This is a genomic window from Achromobacter sp. ACM01, assembly GCF_014851745.1.
Classification (GTDB): domain Bacteria; phylum Pseudomonadota; class Gammaproteobacteria; order Burkholderiales; family Burkholderiaceae_B; genus Achromobacter; species Achromobacter aegrifaciens.
Map to the genome: position 1 here is coordinate 703167 of NZ_JACVAF010000002.1, position 18120 is coordinate 721286.

Consider the following 18120-nt stretch of genomic DNA (forward strand, 5'->3'; position numbering starts at 1 on the left):
CCCGGGCTGCGCAGGCAACATCGCGCGCGGCCGCAGACCAGGGGCAGAGGGGCTGCAGCCATGAAAATTCTTTGCGCCGCCGCGCTGCTGGCGGCGGCCTGCGGGCCAGCCGTCGCGCAAGGCGCCGGACCCGCGGTTCCCCAACCCCCGCCTTCGGCCCGCGTCATACCCGATGCCTGCGTCGGCGCATCATGTCCCCGGCTGATCAATCCGGGCGCTACCCAGGAACCCTGCCTGGGCACCGGTTGCGCCACCGCGGGCAGGCCGCCTGGCCCGCCCGCGCCACCCTCCAGTGGACCGAGCCGGCAGCCCGGCTGGATGAGCCCCGCGCCATCCCGCCTGCCGCCGATGCCCGCGCAGCGCGGCGTGCCGACGGGGCCGCTGACGCCTGCGCCGCCGTTGCCGGTGCCGAGGTGATGCGGGGGGATGGAAGGCGGCAAAACCTCATGGCGGTGCCGACCGCGCATCCGCCATCCGCATGTACGACCGATAAGGCTCCGCCTCAACCATGTCCCGCAGCAATTCACGCAGGATGTCCTGCACTATCTTCACCGCCTGCGTCAGCGGCCGGTTCGATGCGGTGGCCAGCATCAGGCGGGTGGACAGGGCAGGATTGACGATCCTGCGGGCGACGAGCTGGCCGCTGTTCAATTCGCCTACCACTGCAGGCAGGGCCAGCACCGTGTGGGCCAGTCCGTTCAAGACGATTTCCTTCATCAGTTCCAGCGCGTCCATTTCGAACACGACATTCAGGGGCGCATCAGCCTGCGCTGCCGCCTGTTCCAGCGTGCGGCGCAGGCCATGGCTGCGCGTGGGCAGCGCCAGTGGCAGATCGCCCAGCTGAGCGAAGTCGATGGAGGGCAAGGCCCGCGCGGCGGGGGACAGGTTCTGTGCGGGCGATACCAGCGCCAAGTCCAGCTCGGCCAGGGGATCGACCACCACGTGCTGGGAACGCCGCGCATCGTGCAGCACCGCGATGTCGACGCGGGCGTTGGCCAGCCATTCGTGCACATAGCCGCTGTAGCCGGTGATGACGTTGAGCTGGATGCGCGGATGGCGCTTCCAGACTGCCGCCACCAGCGGCATGCCGACCATGTGGGACAGCGTGGGCGTCAGGCCCAGCGTGACCTGGCCGGAGGGCGATTTCTGCTCGTCATGGAATTCGGTCACCACCCGCGCCATTTGCGCCAGCAAGGGGCGCAGGCTATCCAGCAGTTTCTCGCCTTCCGGGGTCAAGGACACGCCGCGGCCGTTGCGGTAGAGCAGGGCGCAGCCGCATTCGTCTTCCAGCTTTCTGACCTGGCGGCCCAGCGCCGATTGCGCGATGCCCAGCACCGAGGCGGCCTTGGAGAAGCTGCCCGAGTCGGCCACGTGGATCAGGTTTTCGATCTTGCGCAGGTCCATCGCGATGTCTCGCCGCCAGCGCTTGCGGGCGGCTCCTCCTTGTGTGCGTTTTTTGTATATCTGATAGGCACAGTATGCCTACATGGCCTGCCGCCAGCCACCCTAGAATTCCTGCGTATCAGACCCGCGCCTGCGCGCTTGCCCTTGGTTTCCTGCCCTCCATGACACCTGCTGCCGAACTGAACACGTCTTCCCACGCCTTGCTCGGGGTCTTCGCCCGCAACGGCATCGACCGGGTCTTCCTGGTCCCTGGCGAAAGCTATCTGGGCGTGCTCGACGCCTTGCACGATTTCGCCGGCATCGACGTGGTGACCTGCAGGCACGAAGGGGGCGCGGCATTCATGGCGTGCGCCGATGGCCGGTTGACGGGCCGCCCGGGCGTGGCCATGGTGTCCAGGGGACCGGGCGCGGCGAATGCGGCCATCGGCGTGCATGCCGCGCAGCAGGACGGCGTGCCGCTGATCCTGCTGATCGGGCAAGTGCCGCGCAAGGACCTGCGCAAGGAGGCCTTCCAGGAGATCGATTACCAGAAGATGTTCGGTTCGATCGCCAAATGGGTGCATGAGGTGGCGGCGCCCGAGGACGTGGCCTGGGCCGCTTTCAAGGCTTTGCGCGTGGCCGCTTCGGGTACGCCAGGGCCAGTGGTGCTGGTGGTGCCGGAAGACGTCCAGCAGGCCTGCGTGCCGCAACCGGACTGGGTGGCCGAGCCGGCCAGTCCCGCGCAGCCGGCGCCCGCCGCGCTGGCGCGACTGCAAGCCTTGCTGGACGCCGCCTGCAAGCCGCTGATCATTGCCGGGGGCGCCTTCAACGCGCCGGGCGGCCGCGAGGCGCTGCGGCAGCTGGCGGAGCGGCACGGCATACCGGTGGCAGTATCGTTCCGCCAGCATGACTTGTTCCCCAACACGCATCCGCTGTACGCCGGCGACCTGGACCTGGCGACGCAGCCCGCGCAGGTGGAGGCGTTCGATTCCAGCGATCTGATCCTGGCCCTGGGCACGCGCCTGGGCGACATCACCACCCAGGGCTACACGTTTCCGGCCTATCCCAGGCCGTCGCAGACGCTGGTGCATTGCCATGCCGACGCGCATTTCGTGAACCAGCACTTTGCGGCGGACGTGGGCATCATCGCGGATCCGGTGGCCACGGCGCAGGCGCTGGCCGCGCTGCCGGCGGCGGACCGTGGCGGGCGCGAGGACTGGGCGGAATCCTTGCGCGCGATCCGCGAGCGCTCCGCCGCCTGGCCCGATCCAAAGGCCGACGATGGCGTGCCCTTCGTGTCGGTGGTGCGAGCGCTGGCAGAACAGGCGCCGCCGGACCTCATGGTTTGCCTGGACGCGGGCACCTTCGCGGCGCCGGTGTATCGCCACTTTCCCTTCGTCTACCCGCAACGGCTGATGGCCTCGCAATCGGGCGCCATGGGCTACGGCACGCCGGCGGCGATTGCCTCGCAGCTGCGCAATCCGCATGGCAAGGTGGTGTGCCTGGTTGGCGACGGCGGCTTCATGATGACGGGCAACGAGATGATGGCCGCGGCCGAGCGCGGACTGCCGGTGTTCTTCATCGTCTCCAACAACAATTGCTATGGCTCCATCCGCCTGCATCAGGCGCGCACCTATCCCGGGCGCTACGCGGGCACCAATCTGGCAAGTCCCGATTTCGCGATGATGGCGCGCGCCTTCGGCATGCAGACCGAGTATGTCACCCATCCGGACCAGGTGGCCGCGGCCATCGCCCGCGGGCTGGCCTCGGCCGCGCCGTACTTCGTGGAGGTCAAGACCAGCCTCGCGGCGATCCTGCCGGACGGCGCGGACAGCGCGGCCGGCATCGACCTTCTGGGGCGAGACCAGGCAGGGGCTCAATCGCGGTAGCCAGGATCCTTCCTGTCCATCAGACGCACCATGGCCGGCCATTCCAGTTCGCCGAAGGGGCGGCGCGTTGTCGGCTGATACAGGTGCCAGGTCTTCTCGACGACCTCTGGCGGCGGCACGCATAGTTCGCGGTTGGCGGCCAGGGCGTCGACCTGCGCCTTGCAGGCCATCTCCAGCCAATACAGTGTGTTGAATGCCTGCGCGATGCTCGGGCCGGCGGCTAGCAGGCCGTGGTTGCGCAGGATCATCGCCTCGGACTGGCCCAGGTCCGCCACCAGGCGCGCGCGCTCGTCCAGGTCGATGGCCACGCTCTCATAGTCGTGGTAGGGAATCTTGGCGAAGCGCATGGCGGTCTGGGTCAGCGGCAGCAGGCCGCATTGCAGCGCCGATACCGCCATGCCGGCCCGCGTGTGGGTATGGATGACGCATTGCACGTCGTGGCGCGCGCCGTGCACGGCGCTGTGGATCACGTAGCCCGCAGCGTTGATGCCGTACTCGCCGGGATTGTCCAGCACGTTCCCGTCCAGGCCTATCCTGATCAGGCTGGAAGCGGTGATTTCGTCGTACATCATGCCGTAGGGATTGATCAGCAGATGGCCCTCGGGCCCGGGTATGCGCGCGGTGATGTGGTTGTAGATGAGATCGCTCATGCCAAAGTGGGACACCAGCCGGTAGCAGGCGGCCAGTTGAATGCGGGTGTCGCGTTCCGCGGGGCTCATGGCTTTTTGCATGGTTCGGGTCTCCGGTTCAGTCGCTGGCCTTGACGTTGAAATCGCGGACCACCTTGCCCCACGATTCGTATTCGGATTTCATCAGCGCGCCGAACTCGGCGGGCGTGGCGGTGGTGCGGACCTGGGCGCCCAGGTCCGCCAGCTTGTCGCGCACGGCGGGGTCTGCCAGCACGGCGTTGACCTCGACGGCCAGCTTCTGCTGGATCTCGGGCGGGATGCCGGCGGGCGCGATCAGGCCCAGCCAGGCGCCCATGTCGAAACCGGGGTAGCCCTGTTCGGCGACGGTGGGCACCTCCGGCAGGCTCGCGACCCGCTCAGGGGTGCTGACGGCGATCGCCTTCAGGCGTCCCGCTTTAACCAGGGCCAGCGAGGACACCATGGTGTCGAAGGTGGCGTAGGTCCGCCCGCCCACGATATCGGTCTGCGCCTGGCTGCTGCCTTTGTAGGGCACGTGGATCATGCTGGCGCCGGCCTTGGCCAGCAGCACCGAGGTCACCAGATGGCTGGTGGTGCCGACGCCGGTGGTGGCGTAGGTGTACTGGTTCGGTTTGGCCTTCACGGCAGCGAGGAAGTCCTGCAGGTTGTTGGCCGGATTGTCGGGGCTGACGACGAACAGGTAGGGCAGCCAGGTCAGCAGGCCGATGGGCGCGAAATCCTTGCGCGCGTCGTAGTTCAGGTTGGGATAGACATGCGGGTTGATGGCTTGCGGCGCGGACGCGCCGATCATGAGCGTATAGCCGTCGGGCTTGGCGCGCGCGCCCAGGCCGGCGGCGATGGAGCCGCCCGCGCCAGGCTTGTTCTCGACGATGAACTGCTGGCCCAGACGCTGCGCCAGGCGGTCGCCGACCATGCGGGCGACGGTGTCGGTGGCCGTGCCGGGCGGGAATCCGACCAGGATCGTGACGGGCTTGGAGGGATAGGGGGCTTGCGCCCAAGCCGGCCCGGCTGCGGCCCAGGCTGTGGCGGCCAGCATGGCGGCCAGCGCGGCTCGCCTTGTCGCATTGCGCATCGTAGTCTCCAGTCATTGTTCTGATGGCGGGAGAGCGCCTGCGCCTGCCCGCAACGGAACCGCGGTGGGCAGCCCGTCGCCGTTCAAGGTCGCACAAGGGCCCACCGCCTTCAATGGCGCTGGCGGCCAAGCAGATAACGCGAAATGGCAAGGATGGCGGACGCCGCGCGGGCGTCCGCCCAGGGGATCAAGCCGTCAGGCTGATCCAGGTCGTCTTCAGGTCGCTGTACTTGTCCAGCGCGTGCAGCGACTTGTCGCGGCCGAAGCCCGACTGTTTGACCCCGCCGAAAGGCACGGTGATGTCGCCGTCGGCGTAGCAGTTGACCCACACCAGGCCCGCGCGCAGGCGGCGCGAGAGACGGTGCGCGCGCGACAGGTTGGCAGTCCAGAGCCCAGCGCCCAGGCCGTAGATCGAATCGTTGGCCAGCCGCACCGCGTCGTCCTCGGTGGCGAAGCGCTGCGCGGCCAGCACCGGGCCGAAGATCTCCTCGCGCACCAGGCTGCTGTCCTGGCTGGCGCAATCGAAAATCGTCGGTTCGATGTAGTAGCCCCCGGTGGCGCCCAGGGCCTGGCGCCCACCCATGCGCAACTGCGCGCCTTCGGCCGAGCCCGCTTCGATGCGGGCCAGCACGCCGCGCATCTGGCGTTCGTCGACCATGGCGCCCATGGCGGTGGCGGGATCCAGCGGATCGCCCGGTTGCAGGGCGGCGGCGTAGTCCGCGACCTTGGACATGAAGGCGTCGTAGATGCCGTCCTGCACATACAGGCGCGAGCCCGCGATGCAGACTTCGCCCTGGTTGGAGAAAATGGCCAGGGCCGCAGCCTGAGCGGCGCGGTCCAGGTCGGGGCAGTCCTCGAACACGATGTGCGGCGACTTGCCGCCGCACTCCAGCCACACGCGCTTCAGGTTCGATTGTCCCGAATACTCCATGAAGCGCTTGCCGGTGGCGGTCGACCCGGTGAAGGCGATGCAGTCCACATCGGGATGCAGGCCCAGCGCCTGGCCGGCCTGCGCGCCCAGGCCGGGCACCACGCTGAAGACGCCGGCGGGGATGCCTGCTTCCTCGGCCAGCGCCGCCAGCCGGATGGCAGACAGCGAGGCTTGTTCGGCCGGTTTGAGGATGACGCTGTTGCCGGCGGCCAAGGCTGGCGCGACTTTCCAGGCGGCCATCATCAGCGGGTAGTTCCACGGCACCACCGCCGCGACCACGCCCAGCGCTTCGCGCGTGATGGTGGCCAGCGCGTCCGGGCCGGTGGGGGCGATCTCGTCGTAGATCTTGTCGATCGCCTCGGCGTACCAGGCGTAGCAGCGCGCCGTCTCGGGTACGTCGAAGGCCAGCGCGTCGCGGATGGGCTTGCCCATGTCCAGCGTTTCCAGCAGCGCGAGTTCCTCGCGGTGCTCGTCGATCAGCGCGGCCAGGCGCAGCAGATGCTGCTTGCGCTGGCGCGGCGCCAAGGCGCTCCAGACGCCGGCTTCGAAGGCGCGGCGGGCGGCCTGCACGGCGCGGTCCACGTCGGCCGCGCCGCAAGACGCCACGTCGGCCAGCTTGCGCCCGTCTATCGGGCTGGTGGCGGGGAAGATGGCGCCATCGGCCGCGTCGCAATAGGCGCCGTCGATGTAGGCCTGGCCATTGAAGGCGAGCGCGGCGGCGCGGGCGCGCCAGTAGGCGGCGTCCTGGGTCATGAGCGGACCTCCTGGGCGTTGGCGCGCGCCACCATGGCGTCGAGCAGCACGTTGCAGCCCGCTTCCAGGTCAGCGGGCTTGGCGTCCTCGATCTCGTTGTGGCTGACGCCGTCCTTGCACGGCACGAAGATCATGGCGGTAGGGGTGACTGCGGCCATGTAGACCGCGTCGTGGCCCGCGCCGGTGACGATGTCCATGGCGGCCAGGCCGCGGCGCGCGGCGCCGTCGCGCACCTTGCCGACCAGGTCCGGGTCGAACGGGGTGGGCGGGAAGTACTGCACGTGCTTCACGTCCACTTCCACGTTGTGGCGCTGGGCGATTTCGGCGCAGATTTCGTGCCAGCGCTGGTCCATGCGGGTGAGCGTGGCCTCGTCCTCGTGGCGCAGGTCCACCGTGAAACGCACCTGGCCCGGGATGACGTTGCGCGAACCGGGGTGCGCGTGGATTTCACCCACGGTGCCGCGGCCATGCGGCTGGTTATCGTTGGCAATGTCGACCACCGCCTGCAGCAGGAAGCTGGAGGCGTACAGCGCGTCGCGCCGGATCGGCATGGGGGTGGGGCCGGCATGCATTTCCATGCCGGTCACGGTCACGTCGTACCAGCGCAGGCCGAGCGACCCGGTCACCACGCCAACCACTTTTTCTTCATGCTCCAGGATCGGGCCTTGTTCGATGTGGGCCTCGAAATAGGCGCCCACCGGGCGGCCGCCCACGGGGTCCGTGCCGGCATAGCCGATGGCTGCCAGCTCTTCGGCCACCGACTTGCCGTCGCGGTCGGTCGCGGTCAGCGCCACTTCCAGCGGGAATTTGCCGGCGAATACGCCCGAACCCATCATCACGGGCACGAAGCGCGAGCCTTCCTCGTTGGTCCAGATGGCGACTTCCAGCGGCGCCTCCGTGACCACGCCGTGGTCGTTCAGGCTGCGCATGACCTCCAGGCCCGCCAGCACGCCATAGCAGCCGTCGAACTTGCCGCCGGTGGGCTGGGTGTCGATATGGCTGCCGGTCATGACCGGCGGCAGGTCATTGTTGCGGCCGGCGCGGCGGGCGAAGATGTTGCCCACTTGGTCCACGCGCAGCGTCATGCCGGCATCGCGCATCCAGCCGGTGACCAGGTCGCGGCCCTGGCCATCCAGCGCGGTCAGCGCCAGGCGGCAGTTGCCGCCCTTGGCCGTGGCGCCGATCTGCGCCAGGTCCATCAGCGACTGCCACAGCCGCTGTCCGTTGATCGATATCGTCGTCATGTTGGAGTTCCTCTGTGTCAGTGGCTGGCGGCGGCATTGCGGGCCAGTGCGGCTTCGCGGATGCCCATCAGGGTTTCGCCCGGCGAAATGCCATTGGCGTCGTAGCGGATTTCCAGAAGGGCCGGCATGTTCTCGCGTTCGGCAAAGGCCAGCGCGCGTTCGAATGCGGGACCGAAGCTGGCGGTGTCTTCCACGGCTTCGCCGTAGCCGCCGTAGCCGCGGATGATCTGCGTGAAGTCCGGGTTCTCGAAGGACAGGGCGATGGTGCGCGCCGGGAACTCGCGTTCCTGGTGCGCGCGGATGGTGCCCCAGATGCCGTTGTTGAACACCAGCACCACCACGCCCAGGCGGTATTGCAGCGCCACGCCCAGTTCCTGCATGTTCATCTGGAAGCAGCCGTCGCCGGCATAGCAGACCACCGTGCGCTTGCGGTCTTCCAGCTTCGCCGAGATCGCCGCCGGCAGGCCGTAGCCCATGGAGCCCACGGTGGGCGTGAGGCTGGTGCCGGGGCCGGCATAGCGGCGGTAGCGGTGGGGATACAGCGCATAGTTGCCTGCGCCCACGGTGATGCAGGCGTCGGCCGGCACGTGCGCGTCGACGTAGGCGGCGGCCTGGTCCAGGCTCATCGGCCCGGGCGATGGCAGCGGCTTGAGGCTGTCAACCAGTTCCTGGTGCGCGGCGCGCACCGCCTCGCCGCGCGCCGTCTTGTGGCCGGGGACCAGGCCCGCCACGCTGGCGGCGAAGCTGGCCACGTCCGCCACGATGGCCTGGGTGGGCGAGAACACGCGGCCCAGTTCGGCGGCGTCCGGATACACGTGGATCAGTTGCTGGCGCGGCAGCGGGCTTTCGATGACGGTATACCCTTCGGTCGTGGCCTCGCCCATGCGCGTGCCCACGGCCAGCACCAGGTCGGCGTCGTGCAGGCGCTGGCGCAGCTCGGGCGTCATGGCCCAGCCGACGTGGCCGGCGGCGTTGGGGTGGCGCTGGTCGAAGCACTCCAGGCGGCGCCAGGCCGTGCCTACCGGCAGCTCGAAGCGTTCGGCGAAGCCGGCGATCTGGTCGATGGCGGTCTGGTGCCAGCCATTGCCGCCCAGCAGCAGGAAGGGACGTTCGGCAGCGTCCAGCAATTGGGTCATGCGGGCCAGGTCGGTGGCGCCGGGGTGGCTGTGCACGCGCGGGTAGCGCGGCAGGTCGGCCACGCGGGCGCGGCCCCACAGCGTGTCCTCGGGCAGCGCCAGCACCACGGGGCCGGGACGGCCGCTGGTGGCAATTGCGAAGGCGCGCGAGATGTACTCGGGGATGCGGTCGGTGCGGTCGATCTGGGCCACCCATTTGGCCATCTGGCCGAACATGCGGCGATAGTCGATTTCCTGGAAGGCTTCGCGCTCCATGAAGTCGTTGCCCACCTGGCCCACGAACAGGATCATCGGGGTGGAGTCCTGGAAGGCGGTATGCACGCCGATGCTGGCGTTGGTGGCGCCCGGGCCCCGCGTGACGAAGCAGATGCCGGGTTCGCCGGTCAGCTTGCCATAGGCTTCGGCCATGTAGGCCGCGCCGCTTTCCTGGCGGCAGACGATGGCCTCGATGGCATCGGTGTGGTCGTTCAGCGCGTCGATGCAGGGCAGATAGCTTTCGCCGGGGATCATGAACACGCGGCGCGCGCCATGGATGCGCAGCTGCTGCATCAGGATCTGACCGCCATTGCGTTCGGGAATTGCTGCTGACGTCATGCGGAGTCTCCTTGTTGCGGGACGGCCTGCGCGCGGCGCTCGGCGGCCCATCGTTCGAATTGGTGATGGCGCGCCAACAGGCGGCGCGCGGTGTTGTAGACAGGCGGATCGATGCGCTCGGCGTCGTGGCGGCCGGCGCGCTGGGCTTCATAGCGGGCGACGCAATCATGGGCCGCCATGACTTCGTCCGGGGCGGGCGTGAACACCGCGTGGATCAGCTTGACCTGGTCGGCCACGGTGGCGCACTTGGACTTCAGGCCCATGCGGCGGGCCCAGCGCACATCGGCTTCCAGCGCCGGCATGTCGCGGTAGTTGAAGGGGCAGTCGATGGGCAGGCAGCCGGCCGCCGTGCAATCCAGCAGGAAGCGGGCGCGCAGGTGATGCAGTTCGATGCCGTCCTTGCCGCGCTCGGCGCCCAGGCTGGCGGTCAGGTCCTCGGCGGCCAGCAGGCAGGCGGACACGCGCGGGCTGGCGGTCAGGATGTCATAGGCGCGGTGCACGCCCAGCGCGGACTCCAGCGTGGGCACGATCTCGGTGCTGCCCGCGGGCAGGCCCAGTTCGGCTTCCAGCGCGGTGATCGCCTGGTCCAGAGCGGCGATCTGCGCCGCGCTTTCGGCGTGGGGCAGGAACACCGCGTCCGGCGCGCCCGGCATCACGCCGCGCAGGTCCGCCAGGCCGTCGTCTTCAAGCTTGTTGATGCGCACCGCGGCTACCACGCCCAGGGCGCGGCAGCGGCCGAACAGTTCGGCGATGATGGGGCGCGCGGCTGGCCGGTCCGCCGGGGCGGTGAACTCTTCCAGGTCCGCGACCAGCGCATCGGCGCCGCTGGCCAGGCCGTCGGCCTGGGCGTTGGGGTCGAATCCGGGCACGAACATCCAGCTGCGGCGCAGGAAGGGGGGACGGCGGGAGGGGGTGATAGGGGTCATTGCACGTGCCTCGGCAGGAACAGCACCAGTTCAGGTACGAAAGTCAGCAGCAGCATGACCGCGGTCATGGCCAGCATCATCCAGGACAGAGGACGCAGGGTCTGCATCATGTTGATGCCGCCGATCTTGCACGCGGCCATCAGGTCGACCCCGACGGGCGGCGTGTTGGCGCCAATGGCCATGTTGATCGACAGCAGGATGCCGAAGTGCACCGGATCGATGTTGTAGTGCGCCAGCACCGGCATCACGACCGGGGCCACGATGATGATGACCGGGATCGCTTCCATGAAAGTGCCCAGGAGCAGCAGCACCACGGTCAGCACCAGCAGCACGGCGGTCTTGCTGTCGGTCCATTCGACCAGCAGCGTGGACAGCGCCTGCGGCACCTGCTCGGCCACCAGCACCCAGGCGAACAGGCCCGACGCGCCGATGATGAGGAGGATGGACGCGCTGCTTTCGCCGGTGGACTTCAGGTTGTCCCACAGCGACTTCAGGCTCAGCGTGCGATACCAGAAGAAGCCGATCAGCAAGGCGTAGATGATGGCGCTGGAGGCGGCCTCGGTAGCGGTGAAGATCCCGAAGCGGATGCCGCCGATGATCAGCACCGGCACCATCAGGGCAGGCAGCGCGTCGATGGCGGCGGCGCGCAGTTCCGGCCAGCTGAATGGCTGGCCGCCGGCCCAGTTGTGCTTGCGCGACTGCCAGACGGCCACGCCGATCAGCGACAGCCCCAGCAGGATGCCCGGAATGATCCCGGCCACGAACAGCTTGCCCACCGAGGTGTCGGTGATGGTGCCGTAGACGATCAGCACGATGCTGGGCGGGATGATGGTGGAAGTGGCGCCGGCGCTGCCGACCAGGGCGCAGGAAAAGCCCTTGTCGTAGCCGCTGCGGGCCATGGCGGGCAGCAGCAGGCTGCCGATGGCGACCACGTCGGCCACGCCGGAACCGGACAGCGCGCCGAACATCAGGCAGGCCAGCACGGCCACCACCGCCAGGCCACCCTTGATGTCGCCGACGATGGCGGCGCACAGGCGCACGATGCGCTGGGTCAGGCCGGCGCCGTTCATCAGCTGCGCGGCCAGGATGAACAGCGGAATCGCCAGCAGCGTGAAGCTGTCCAGCCCCACCACATACTGTTGCGCCGCCACCATCATGGGCGCGGAGTCGAAGACCGCCAGATAGGCCAGGCAGGACAGCACCAGGCCGAAAGCGATGGGCATGTCGATCAGCACCGTGATCGTGAACACGCCCATCAGGAAGAGAGCACCCGTAGACATCTTGTTAATCCTTTGCAGCGGCGGGAGCGGAAGAGAACAGCTGCGCCAGGTGCACCACGATGGTGATGGCGCAGGCGAAAGGCAGCGCCAGGTAGACGGTGCCGGCGGACACGTCCAGCGCGGGCAGGGTCTGGTCCATGGTCAGCTCGGCCAGCTGCCAGCCGGCATAACCCAGCGCCGCCAGGCCGACGATGATGAGCGCCTGGTTGATGCGTTCAAAGGCGTTGAGGATCCGGGGATTGCGCACCACGAAGGGCAGCAGCCCGGCCATCAGGTGCGAACGCTCATGGCTGCAGACGACGCCGCCGATGAAGGCCGACCACACCAGCACCAGCCGCGGCAGTTCCTCGGCCCAGTGCGGCGTGGTGTGGGTGACGAAGCGGGCGAACACCACGTAGGAGATCAGGATCGCCAGCAAGGCCACCGCCAGGGCGGCGAAGGCCTTGCTGATGCCCGACAGGATCGCGGACAGTCGGTTGAGCATTACTTGGCCTCGCGGTACTTCTGCACCAGCGCCATCAGCTCGGGGCCGTAGGTGACCGAGTAGGTCTTCCACACCGGCTCCACCGCGGCGGCGAAGGCGGCCTTGTCGACCTCGTTGACCTGCATGCCCTTGTCCTTCAGCTGGGCGATGTATTGCTGGTCGCCGTCGGTGATCATCTGGCGCTGGGCGTCGCGCCACTTGTCGGCGGCGGCCTGCACGATCTTCTTGTCCTCGGCTGAGAGGCGGTTCCACACCGGCTTGGAGATGATCAGGTTGGCCGGACCCCAGACGTGGCCGGTCAGCGACAGGTATTTCTGCACCTCGAAGAAGGAAGAGGTGTAGATGATGGACAGCGGGTTCTCCTGGGCGTCGAACACCTTCTGCTGCAGGGCCGAATACAGTTCGCCGAAGGCCAGCGGCGCGGGGTTGGCGCCCAGCGCGGTAAAGGTGTCCAGGCGCATCTTGTCGGGCGTGACGCGGGTCTTCAGGCCGGCCAGGTCGGCGGGTTTGGCCACCGCGCCGCGGTTGTTGGTGACGTGGCGAAAGCCGTTTTCCCACCACGAGATGATGGTCAGGTTCTTCTTGTCGGCCAGCTTGGCCAACGCCTCGCCCAGTTCGCCGTCGAAGGCCTTGTAGGCCTGTTGCGAGGTCGACCAGGTGTAGGGCAGCTCGACCACGCCGAACTTGGGTTCGATGGGCTGCAGCGAGCCCGAGCCGATGATGGCCGCGCCCTGGCTGCCGATCTGCAGGCCTTCGAGCATGGTCTTTTCATTGCCCAGCTGGCCGCTGGGGAACAGCACGAAATTGACGCGGCCGGCGGTCTTTTCCTTGACCTCGGCGGCAAAGCCTTCGGCGGCCTTGTTCCAGCTGTGGCTGGGCGCCAGCACGTGGCCGAGCTTGATATCCAGGGCGTGGGCCGACAACGGCGCGAGGCCGGCGAGGGCGAGCAGGGCGGCGGCCAGCAGGGCCGGTTTCTTTTGAGGAGCGGTGGTCATGGCGGAACTCCGGGAGCAGGGGGGATGGGTAGGGTCAGTAGGATTGGGCGCGCATCGAAGCGGGCCGTCCGGGCAGGGCGATGCGGGTGCCGGTGTCGCTCAGGCCGTGGTCGCCCACGGCCAGAACCTGCATTTCGGCATCGAGGAAATTGCCGACATAGAGGTAGCGGCTGTCGGGGCTGAAGGCCAGGCCCTCGGGCAGCGCGCCGACTTCGATGGCGCCGGCGCGGGTCACGGACTGCCCGTCGATGCGCAGCAATACGATCTGTCCGCGCGGGTGGTGGAACCAGACGCTGGACGGGTTGTTGGAACCTTGGACGATGGCGACCGCGGCATGGCGGCCGTCGGGACTGATGGCGATGCCTTCGGGGCCGTCCTCGACCATGACGCGGTCGATCACGCGCGGCGGATCGGCGCGCAGGTCCACCACGCTGACCGAATCCGCGTGGCCGTCCGACGCGGTCGGGCTGCCCATGTCCACCACCAGCGCCAGCGCGCCGTCGGGCGACACCACCAGGTTGAACGGCACCAGGCCGGTGGTCAGATCCTCGGCCGGATCGTGGGTCACGATGGGGGCCGCGCCGCTCTCGTCGATGCGCAGCACGCCCAGGCGATGGGTGTCGGTCTTGACCACGAAGGCGCGGCGGCCGTCCGCGGAAAATGAAACGGCCACCACAGGGGTGCCTACGTCCACTTCGCCGCAGACCTCGGCGCGCTTGCCCGCGATGCGCAGCACCGACACCGAGCGGCCGGCCTTGTTGGCCACCAGCGCCAGCGTGCCGGCGCGGTTGATGGACAGGCCCGAGGGCTGCAACCCGACCTCCAGCCGCTGCACAATGGCGGGCGGGCAGGCTTGCAGGTCGATCACGTACAGGCCGCGGCCCGGCTCGGGCTGCCAGCCGGCGCCGTCGGCGCGCGCGGGCCAATCCATCGAATCCGCGATCAGGCCCAGGCGCTGGTCGGGCGTGACGGCCAGGTTGACTGGCGGGCCGAACAGGGAGTTGGGCAGGGACAAGGTGGCGACCAATTCCGGCGCGGCGGGATTCGCGCCGGCGTCGTAGACGCACAGGCTGTCATTGCCCGGGGCCAGGAAACGGATCTGGCCGTCGTCCCAGGTGACTTTCTGGTCGTTGCCGACCAGCAGCAGGTGGCGGGTGGCGGGTGTGGTCATGCCGCGAGCTCCTGCGCCTGCGGTACCGCCAGGGTGGCGCCGATGAGCTGCCGCGTGTACGGGTGGACCGGCTCGAAGTAAACCTGGCTGGCAGGACCGCGTTCGACCACGCGGCCGCCTTGCAGCACCACGATCTCGTCGGCAATGTGCTGCACCACGGCCAGGTTGTGGCTGATGAACAGATAGCCCAGGCCGCGTTCGCGCTGCAGCTCCATCAAAAGGTTCAGGATCTGCGCCTGCACCGATACGTCCAGCGCCGAAGTGGGTTCGTCGCAGATCAGCAACTGCGGCTCCAGCATCAAGGCGCGCGCGATGGCCACGCGCTGGCGCTGGCCGCCGGACAGCTCGCGCGGATAGCGCGCGGCGAAGGCCGGCACCAGGCCCACGGCGTCCATCATGCGGCGCACCGACGCGGCCTGGGAGGCCGCATTGCCGATGCTATGCGTGCGCAGCGGCGCGGTCAGGATCTCGCTGATGGTGCGGCGCGGGTTGAGCGAGGAATAAGGATCCTGAAACACCATCTGGATGCGGCGGGCGCGGGCGCGGGCCGGCATCGCGGCCAGCGGCTTGCCGTCCAGCAGCGCCTGGCCCTGGGTCGGCGCCAACAGGCCCAGCATCAGCTTGGCGATGGTGGACTTGCCGCTGCCGGATTCGCCCACCAGGCCGATGGTCTGGCCGGCGGGCACGTGCAAGTCGATGTCATGCAGGATGCGCGGCGCGGGCCGGCGCGAGAACAGGCCGGCGCGGCCATACTGGAAGCACAGCGCGTTCAGGCTGATGCTGGCGGAAGTGGCGGTCGGGCTGCTCATGCCGTGGCTCCTAGGCGCAAGGCGCCGGGTTTGATGCACAGGCAGCGGTGTCCGCCCTGCACGCGCGCGGGGAAGGGCTGGGCACAGCGGGCTTCGGCCGCCGGGCAGCGCTCGCGGAAGGCGCAGCCGCGGATGGCGGTGTCCAGCGAGGGGACGGCGCCGGCGATGGTGGGCAGGTCGGCGCGCGGCGCGGTGCGTCCGGGCTGGGGGATGCAGTTCAGCAGCATCGCGGTATAGGGATGGCTGGGTTGCTCCAGCACTTCGCGCACGCTGCCGCCTTCGACGATGTCGCCCGCGTACATGACGATGACATGGTCGGCGATGCGCGCCACCAGGCCCATGTCATGGGAGATGAACACCATGCCCAGACCGAACTCGGCCTGGATGTCGCGCAGCAGGTCCAGCAGCTCGGCCTGCACGGTGACGTCCAGCGCGGTGGTGGGTTCGTCGGCGATCAGCAGCCCGGGACCGCACATGAGCGCCATTGCGATCATGACGCGCTGGCGCAGTCCGCCCGAAAGTTCAAAGGGATACTGCCGCATGCGGTCGCGGGGATTGGCGATGCCGACGCGGCGCAGCAGGTACTCCGCGCGTTCTTCAGCCGCGCGCCGGCTGACACGCTTGTGCCGGCGCAGCACGTCGACCAGCTGGGTGCCGATGGGGAACACCGGGTTCAGCGAGGTCATCGGATCCTGGAAGATCATGGCGATGCGCGCGCCGCGCAGCTGCGCCAGTTCGGCGGGCGTGAGCGCCGCCAAGTCCTGGCCGGCGAACTCCAGCTTCGCCACGCGGCGGCGCGCGGCCGCCGGCAGCAGGTCCAGCAGCGCCAGCGCGGTCAACGATTTGCCGCAACCCGATTCGCCCACGATGCACAGTGTCTTGCCGCGCTCCAGGCTGAAGTCCACCGCGCGCACCACGTGCTTGACGTGGGTGGGCGTCTGGATGTCGATGTGCAGATCCTGGACCCGCAGCAGGGGATGGCTGGTATCGGTCATGGGGTCAGCCCTTCTTCATTTGCACGGCACGCAGCGATTCGCCCGCGCGGTTCACGCACAACACCAGCACGAACAGCACCACGCTGGGGATCACCACCAGCGAGGGCTGGAACAGCATGTTCTCCTTGCCTTCGGCGATCATCAGGCCCAGCGACGGCATCGGCGCCGGCACGCCCAGGCCCAGGAACGACAGCGACGCTTCCAGCGTGATCACCATGGCGGCGTCCACGGTGCCGATGATGAGCAGGTTGCCCACCAGGTTGGGCAGGATGTCGCGCCAGATGATCTGCAGATGGGTGCAGCCCTGCAGGCGCGAGGCCGTGACGAACTCGGCGTTGCGCAGGCCGGCCGCCATGGTGCGGGCCACCAGCGCATAGCGTTCCCACAGCAACAGGCCCAGCACCAGCACCACCACGGTGAGCGAGGCGCCCACCACCGACACCACCGCCAGCGCCACCAGGATGATGGGCAGCGCCAGGCGCGCGGTGATCAGGAAGGACACGGCGCGATCCACCGCGCCGCCGAAGTAGCCGGCGGCCACGCCCAGCATGGTGCCGATCAGCCCGCCCATCAGCGCGACCGACAGGCCGATCAGCGCCGACACGCGCACGCCGTACAGCGCGCGCGCCAGCACGTCGCGGCCCAGCTGGTCGGTGCCGAGGATATGGTTCCAGCTGCCGTCTTCGCCCCAGACGGGCTCTTGCAGCCGCGCCAGCAGGTCCTGCGTGTACGGGTCGTGCGGGACGAGGTAGGGGCCCAGCAGGCCGGCCAGCACCAGCAGCGCCAGCACGGCCAGGCCCAGGTTGCGGCCCAGGCGGGCCGCGCGTGCGCCGCGGGAGCGGACGGGAAAGGAGGAGGCGATGACGCTGCTCATGAGGAAACTCGCACGCGGGGGTCGAGCCAACCGTTGATCAGGTCGGCGACCAGGGTCAGGACGATGTAGATCAGGGCGAAGATCAGGATCAGCGCCTGCATCGTGGGAAAGTCGCCGCGCAGGATCGAGGTCCAGGCCAGGAGACCCGCGCCGTTGATGGCGAACACGGTCTCGATGACGACGGAACCGGCCAGCAGCGTGCCCATCTGGGCCGCGGCCAGCGACACCAGCGGCCGCAAGGCGTTGCGCAGCGCGTACTTGAGCACCACGCTCGGGCCGCCCAGGCCCATGGCCCGCGCAGTCCGGATGTAGTCGGTGGCCAGCACGGTTTCCATTTCGGATTTCATCAGCCGCAGCATTGCCGGCATGGCGAACAGCCCCAGCGCGGTCACCGGCATCACGTAGTGCTTCCAGCTGTCAAAGCCCGAGGCCGGCAGCCATTGGTTGCGCACGCTGAAAAGGATGATGAGCAGGAAGGCCAGGCAGAACGGCGGCATGGCCTGGGCGCAGGCCGACAGCAGCATGGTGGCGCGGTCGATCAGCGAGCCGCGGCGCAGTCCGGCGACCACGCCCAGCGGTATCGCCAGCAGCAGCGCGAACAGCATGGCGGCCAGGCCCAGCTTGGCGGTGGCGGGGAAATGCTGGGTCAGCAGTTCGGCCACCGGGCGGCTGAAGTACAGGCTGTCGCCGAAGTCGCCGCGGGCGACGCCGCCCAGCCAGCGGCCGTACTGGACCAGGATGGGGTCGTTGAAGCCGTGCAGCTGCGCCAGGCGGGCCGCGTCGGCGGCGCTGCCTTCACCGGCCAGGCGCGCCGCCGGGTTGCCGGAAGCGAACACCAGCGAGAAGCTGATCAGCGAGACGAACACCACCAGCAGCGCGGACACAATCAGGCGGCGGAACAGGAATGCAATCATGG

General features: G+C 68.7%; 16 protein-coding genes. 1 reads left to right on the top strand and 15 read right to left on the bottom strand.

Annotation, left to right across the window (positions count from 1 at the left end; genetic code table 11):
- Positions 1-444: 444 nt before the first annotated feature.
- Positions 445-1404 carry a LysR family transcriptional regulator gene (locus IB268_RS11700; protein ID WP_054454505.1) on the bottom strand — a complete coding sequence of 320 codons (960 nt, stop codon included), beginning with the start codon at positions 1402-1404 and terminating at the stop codon, positions 445-447.
- Positions 1405-1565: 161 nt separating this feature from the next.
- Here IB268_RS11700 and IB268_RS11705 point away from each other — a divergent pair, with 161 nt between their 5' ends.
- A complete protein-coding gene (locus IB268_RS11705; RefSeq protein ID WP_192354274.1) occupies positions 1566-3272 on the top strand; it encodes a thiamine pyrophosphate-dependent enzyme in 1707 nt (568 codons plus the stop codon).
- Here IB268_RS11705 and IB268_RS11710 read toward each other — a convergent pair.
- The 14 genes from IB268_RS11710 to IB268_RS11775 all read right to left on the bottom strand — a co-directional run bounded on the left by IB268_RS11710 (position 3260) and on the right by IB268_RS11775 (position 18118).
- The gene (locus IB268_RS11710) at positions 3260-4003 is read right to left on the bottom strand and encodes a class II aldolase/adducin family protein (RefSeq protein ID WP_192354275.1); all 744 of its coding nucleotides are present in this window, start codon (positions 4001-4003) and stop codon (positions 3260-3262) included. The genes IB268_RS11705 and IB268_RS11710 overlap by 13 nt on opposite strands.
- Before the next feature lie 16 nt (positions 4004-4019).
- Complete coding sequence (locus IB268_RS11715) at positions 4020-5012, bottom strand: tripartite tricarboxylate transporter substrate binding protein (RefSeq protein WP_119451503.1); 993 nt, start codon at positions 5010-5012, stop codon at positions 4020-4022.
- Between the two features lie 187 nt (positions 5013-5199).
- Positions 5200-6696, bottom strand: a complete 1497-nt coding sequence (locus IB268_RS11720; protein ID WP_175162806.1) for an aldehyde dehydrogenase — start codon at positions 6694-6696, stop codon at positions 5200-5202.
- Complete coding sequence (locus IB268_RS11725; RefSeq protein WP_175213348.1) at positions 6693-7940, bottom strand: Zn-dependent hydrolase; 1248 nt, start codon at positions 7938-7940, stop codon at positions 6693-6695. Before IB268_RS11725 ends, IB268_RS11720 begins: the two co-directional genes overlap by 4 nt.
- Positions 7941-7957: 17 nt before the next feature.
- The gene (locus IB268_RS11730) at positions 7958-9670 is read right to left on the bottom strand and encodes a thiamine pyrophosphate-binding protein (RefSeq protein WP_175213349.1); all 1713 of its coding nucleotides are present in this window, start codon (positions 9668-9670) and stop codon (positions 7958-7960) included.
- Positions 9667-10596 carry a CoA ester lyase gene (locus IB268_RS11735; protein ID WP_054454493.1) on the bottom strand — a complete coding sequence of 310 codons (930 nt, stop codon included), beginning with the start codon at positions 10594-10596 and terminating at the stop codon, positions 9667-9669. The genes IB268_RS11730 and IB268_RS11735 overlap by 4 nt, the downstream gene beginning before the upstream one ends.
- Entirely contained in the window at positions 10593-11876 is a 1284-nt protein-coding gene (locus tag IB268_RS11740) for a TRAP transporter large permease (RefSeq protein WP_054454491.1), read from the bottom strand. The genes IB268_RS11735 and IB268_RS11740 overlap by 4 nt, the downstream gene beginning before the upstream one ends.
- 4 nt (positions 11877-11880) lie before the next feature.
- Complete coding sequence (locus IB268_RS11745; protein ID WP_054454489.1) at positions 11881-12360, bottom strand: TRAP transporter small permease; 480 nt, start codon at positions 12358-12360, stop codon at positions 11881-11883.
- Positions 12360-13355, bottom strand: coding sequence for a DctP family TRAP transporter solute-binding subunit (locus IB268_RS11750; RefSeq protein ID WP_054454487.1), 996 nt, complete (start codon positions 13353-13355; stop codon positions 12360-12362). The genes IB268_RS11745 and IB268_RS11750 overlap by 1 nt, the downstream gene beginning before the upstream one ends.
- A 34-nt stretch (positions 13356-13389) precedes the next feature.
- The gene (locus IB268_RS11755) at positions 13390-14526 is read right to left on the bottom strand and encodes a YncE family protein (protein ID WP_192354276.1); all 1137 of its coding nucleotides are present in this window, start codon (positions 14524-14526) and stop codon (positions 13390-13392) included.
- Entirely contained in the window at positions 14523-15335 is an 813-nt protein-coding gene (locus IB268_RS11760) for an ATP-binding cassette domain-containing protein (RefSeq protein ID WP_192354277.1), read from the bottom strand. Before IB268_RS11760 ends, IB268_RS11755 begins: the two co-directional genes overlap by 4 nt.
- Positions 15332-16330 (bottom strand): ABC transporter ATP-binding protein, encoded by a 999-nt coding sequence (locus tag IB268_RS11765; protein ID WP_192354278.1) that lies wholly within the window; start codon positions 16328-16330, stop codon positions 15332-15334. Before IB268_RS11765 ends, IB268_RS11760 begins: the two co-directional genes overlap by 4 nt.
- A gap of 4 nt (positions 16331-16334) precedes the next feature.
- Positions 16335-17204, bottom strand: coding sequence for an ABC transporter permease (locus tag IB268_RS11770; protein WP_192354279.1), 870 nt, complete (start codon positions 17202-17204; stop codon positions 16335-16337).
- Positions 17201-18118: an ABC transporter permease gene (locus IB268_RS11775; RefSeq protein WP_119451496.1), complete on the bottom strand. Its 918-nt coding sequence runs from the start codon at positions 18116-18118 to the stop codon at positions 17201-17203. Before IB268_RS11775 ends, IB268_RS11770 begins: the two co-directional genes overlap by 4 nt.
- Positions 18119-18120: the final 2 nt, after the last annotated feature.

What these genes read in the sequence shown, in the direction of transcription:
- IB268_RS11750 (WP_054454487.1), bottom strand. Translation starts at nt 13,355, where the DNA reads ATGACCACCGCTCCTCAAAAGAAACCGGCCCTGCTGGCCGCCGCCCTG.
- IB268_RS11775 (WP_119451496.1), bottom strand. Translation starts at nt 18,118, where the DNA reads ATGATTGCATTCCTGTTCCGCCGCCTGATTGTGTCCGCGCTGCTGGTG.
- IB268_RS11755 (WP_192354276.1), bottom strand. Translation starts at nt 14,526, where the DNA reads ATGACCACACCCGCCACCCGCCACCTGCTGCTGGTCGGCAACGACCAG.
- IB268_RS11770 (WP_192354279.1), bottom strand. Translation starts at nt 17,204, where the DNA reads ATGAGCAGCGTCATCGCCTCCTCCTTTCCCGTCCGCTCCCGCGGCGCA.
- IB268_RS11735 (WP_054454493.1), bottom strand. Translation starts at nt 10,596, where the DNA reads ATGACCCCTATCACCCCCTCCCGCCGTCCCCCCTTCCTGCGCCGCAGC.
- IB268_RS11765 (WP_192354278.1), bottom strand. Translation starts at nt 16,330, where the DNA reads ATGACCGATACCAGCCATCCCCTGCTGCGGGTCCAGGATCTGCACATC.
- IB268_RS11740 (WP_054454491.1), bottom strand. Translation starts at nt 11,876, where the DNA reads ATGTCTACGGGTGCTCTCTTCCTGATGGGCGTGTTCACGATCACGGTG.
- IB268_RS11720 (WP_175162806.1), bottom strand. Translation starts at nt 6,696, where the DNA reads ATGACCCAGGACGCCGCCTACTGGCGCGCCCGCGCCGCCGCGCTCGCC.
- IB268_RS11710 (WP_192354275.1), bottom strand. Translation starts at nt 4,003, where the DNA reads ATGCAAAAAGCCATGAGCCCCGCGGAACGCGACACCCGCATTCAACTG.
- IB268_RS11700 (WP_054454505.1), bottom strand. Translation starts at nt 1,404, where the DNA reads ATGGACCTGCGCAAGATCGAAAACCTGATCCACGTGGCCGACTCGGGC.
- IB268_RS11745 (WP_054454489.1), bottom strand. Translation starts at nt 12,360, where the DNA reads ATGCTCAACCGACTGTCCGCGATCCTGTCGGGCATCAGCAAGGCCTTC.
- IB268_RS11730 (WP_175213349.1), bottom strand. Translation starts at nt 9,670, where the DNA reads ATGACGTCAGCAGCAATTCCCGAACGCAATGGCGGTCAGATCCTGATG.
- IB268_RS11725 (WP_175213348.1), bottom strand. Translation starts at nt 7,940, where the DNA reads ATGACGACGATATCGATCAACGGACAGCGGCTGTGGCAGTCGCTGATG.
- IB268_RS11705 (WP_192354274.1), top strand. Translation starts at nt 1,566, where the DNA reads ATGACACCTGCTGCCGAACTGAACACGTCTTCCCACGCCTTGCTCGGG.
- IB268_RS11760 (WP_192354277.1), bottom strand. Translation starts at nt 15,335, where the DNA reads ATGAGCAGCCCGACCGCCACTTCCGCCAGCATCAGCCTGAACGCGCTG.
- IB268_RS11715 (WP_119451503.1), bottom strand. Translation starts at nt 5,012, where the DNA reads ATGCGCAATGCGACAAGGCGAGCCGCGCTGGCCGCCATGCTGGCCGCC.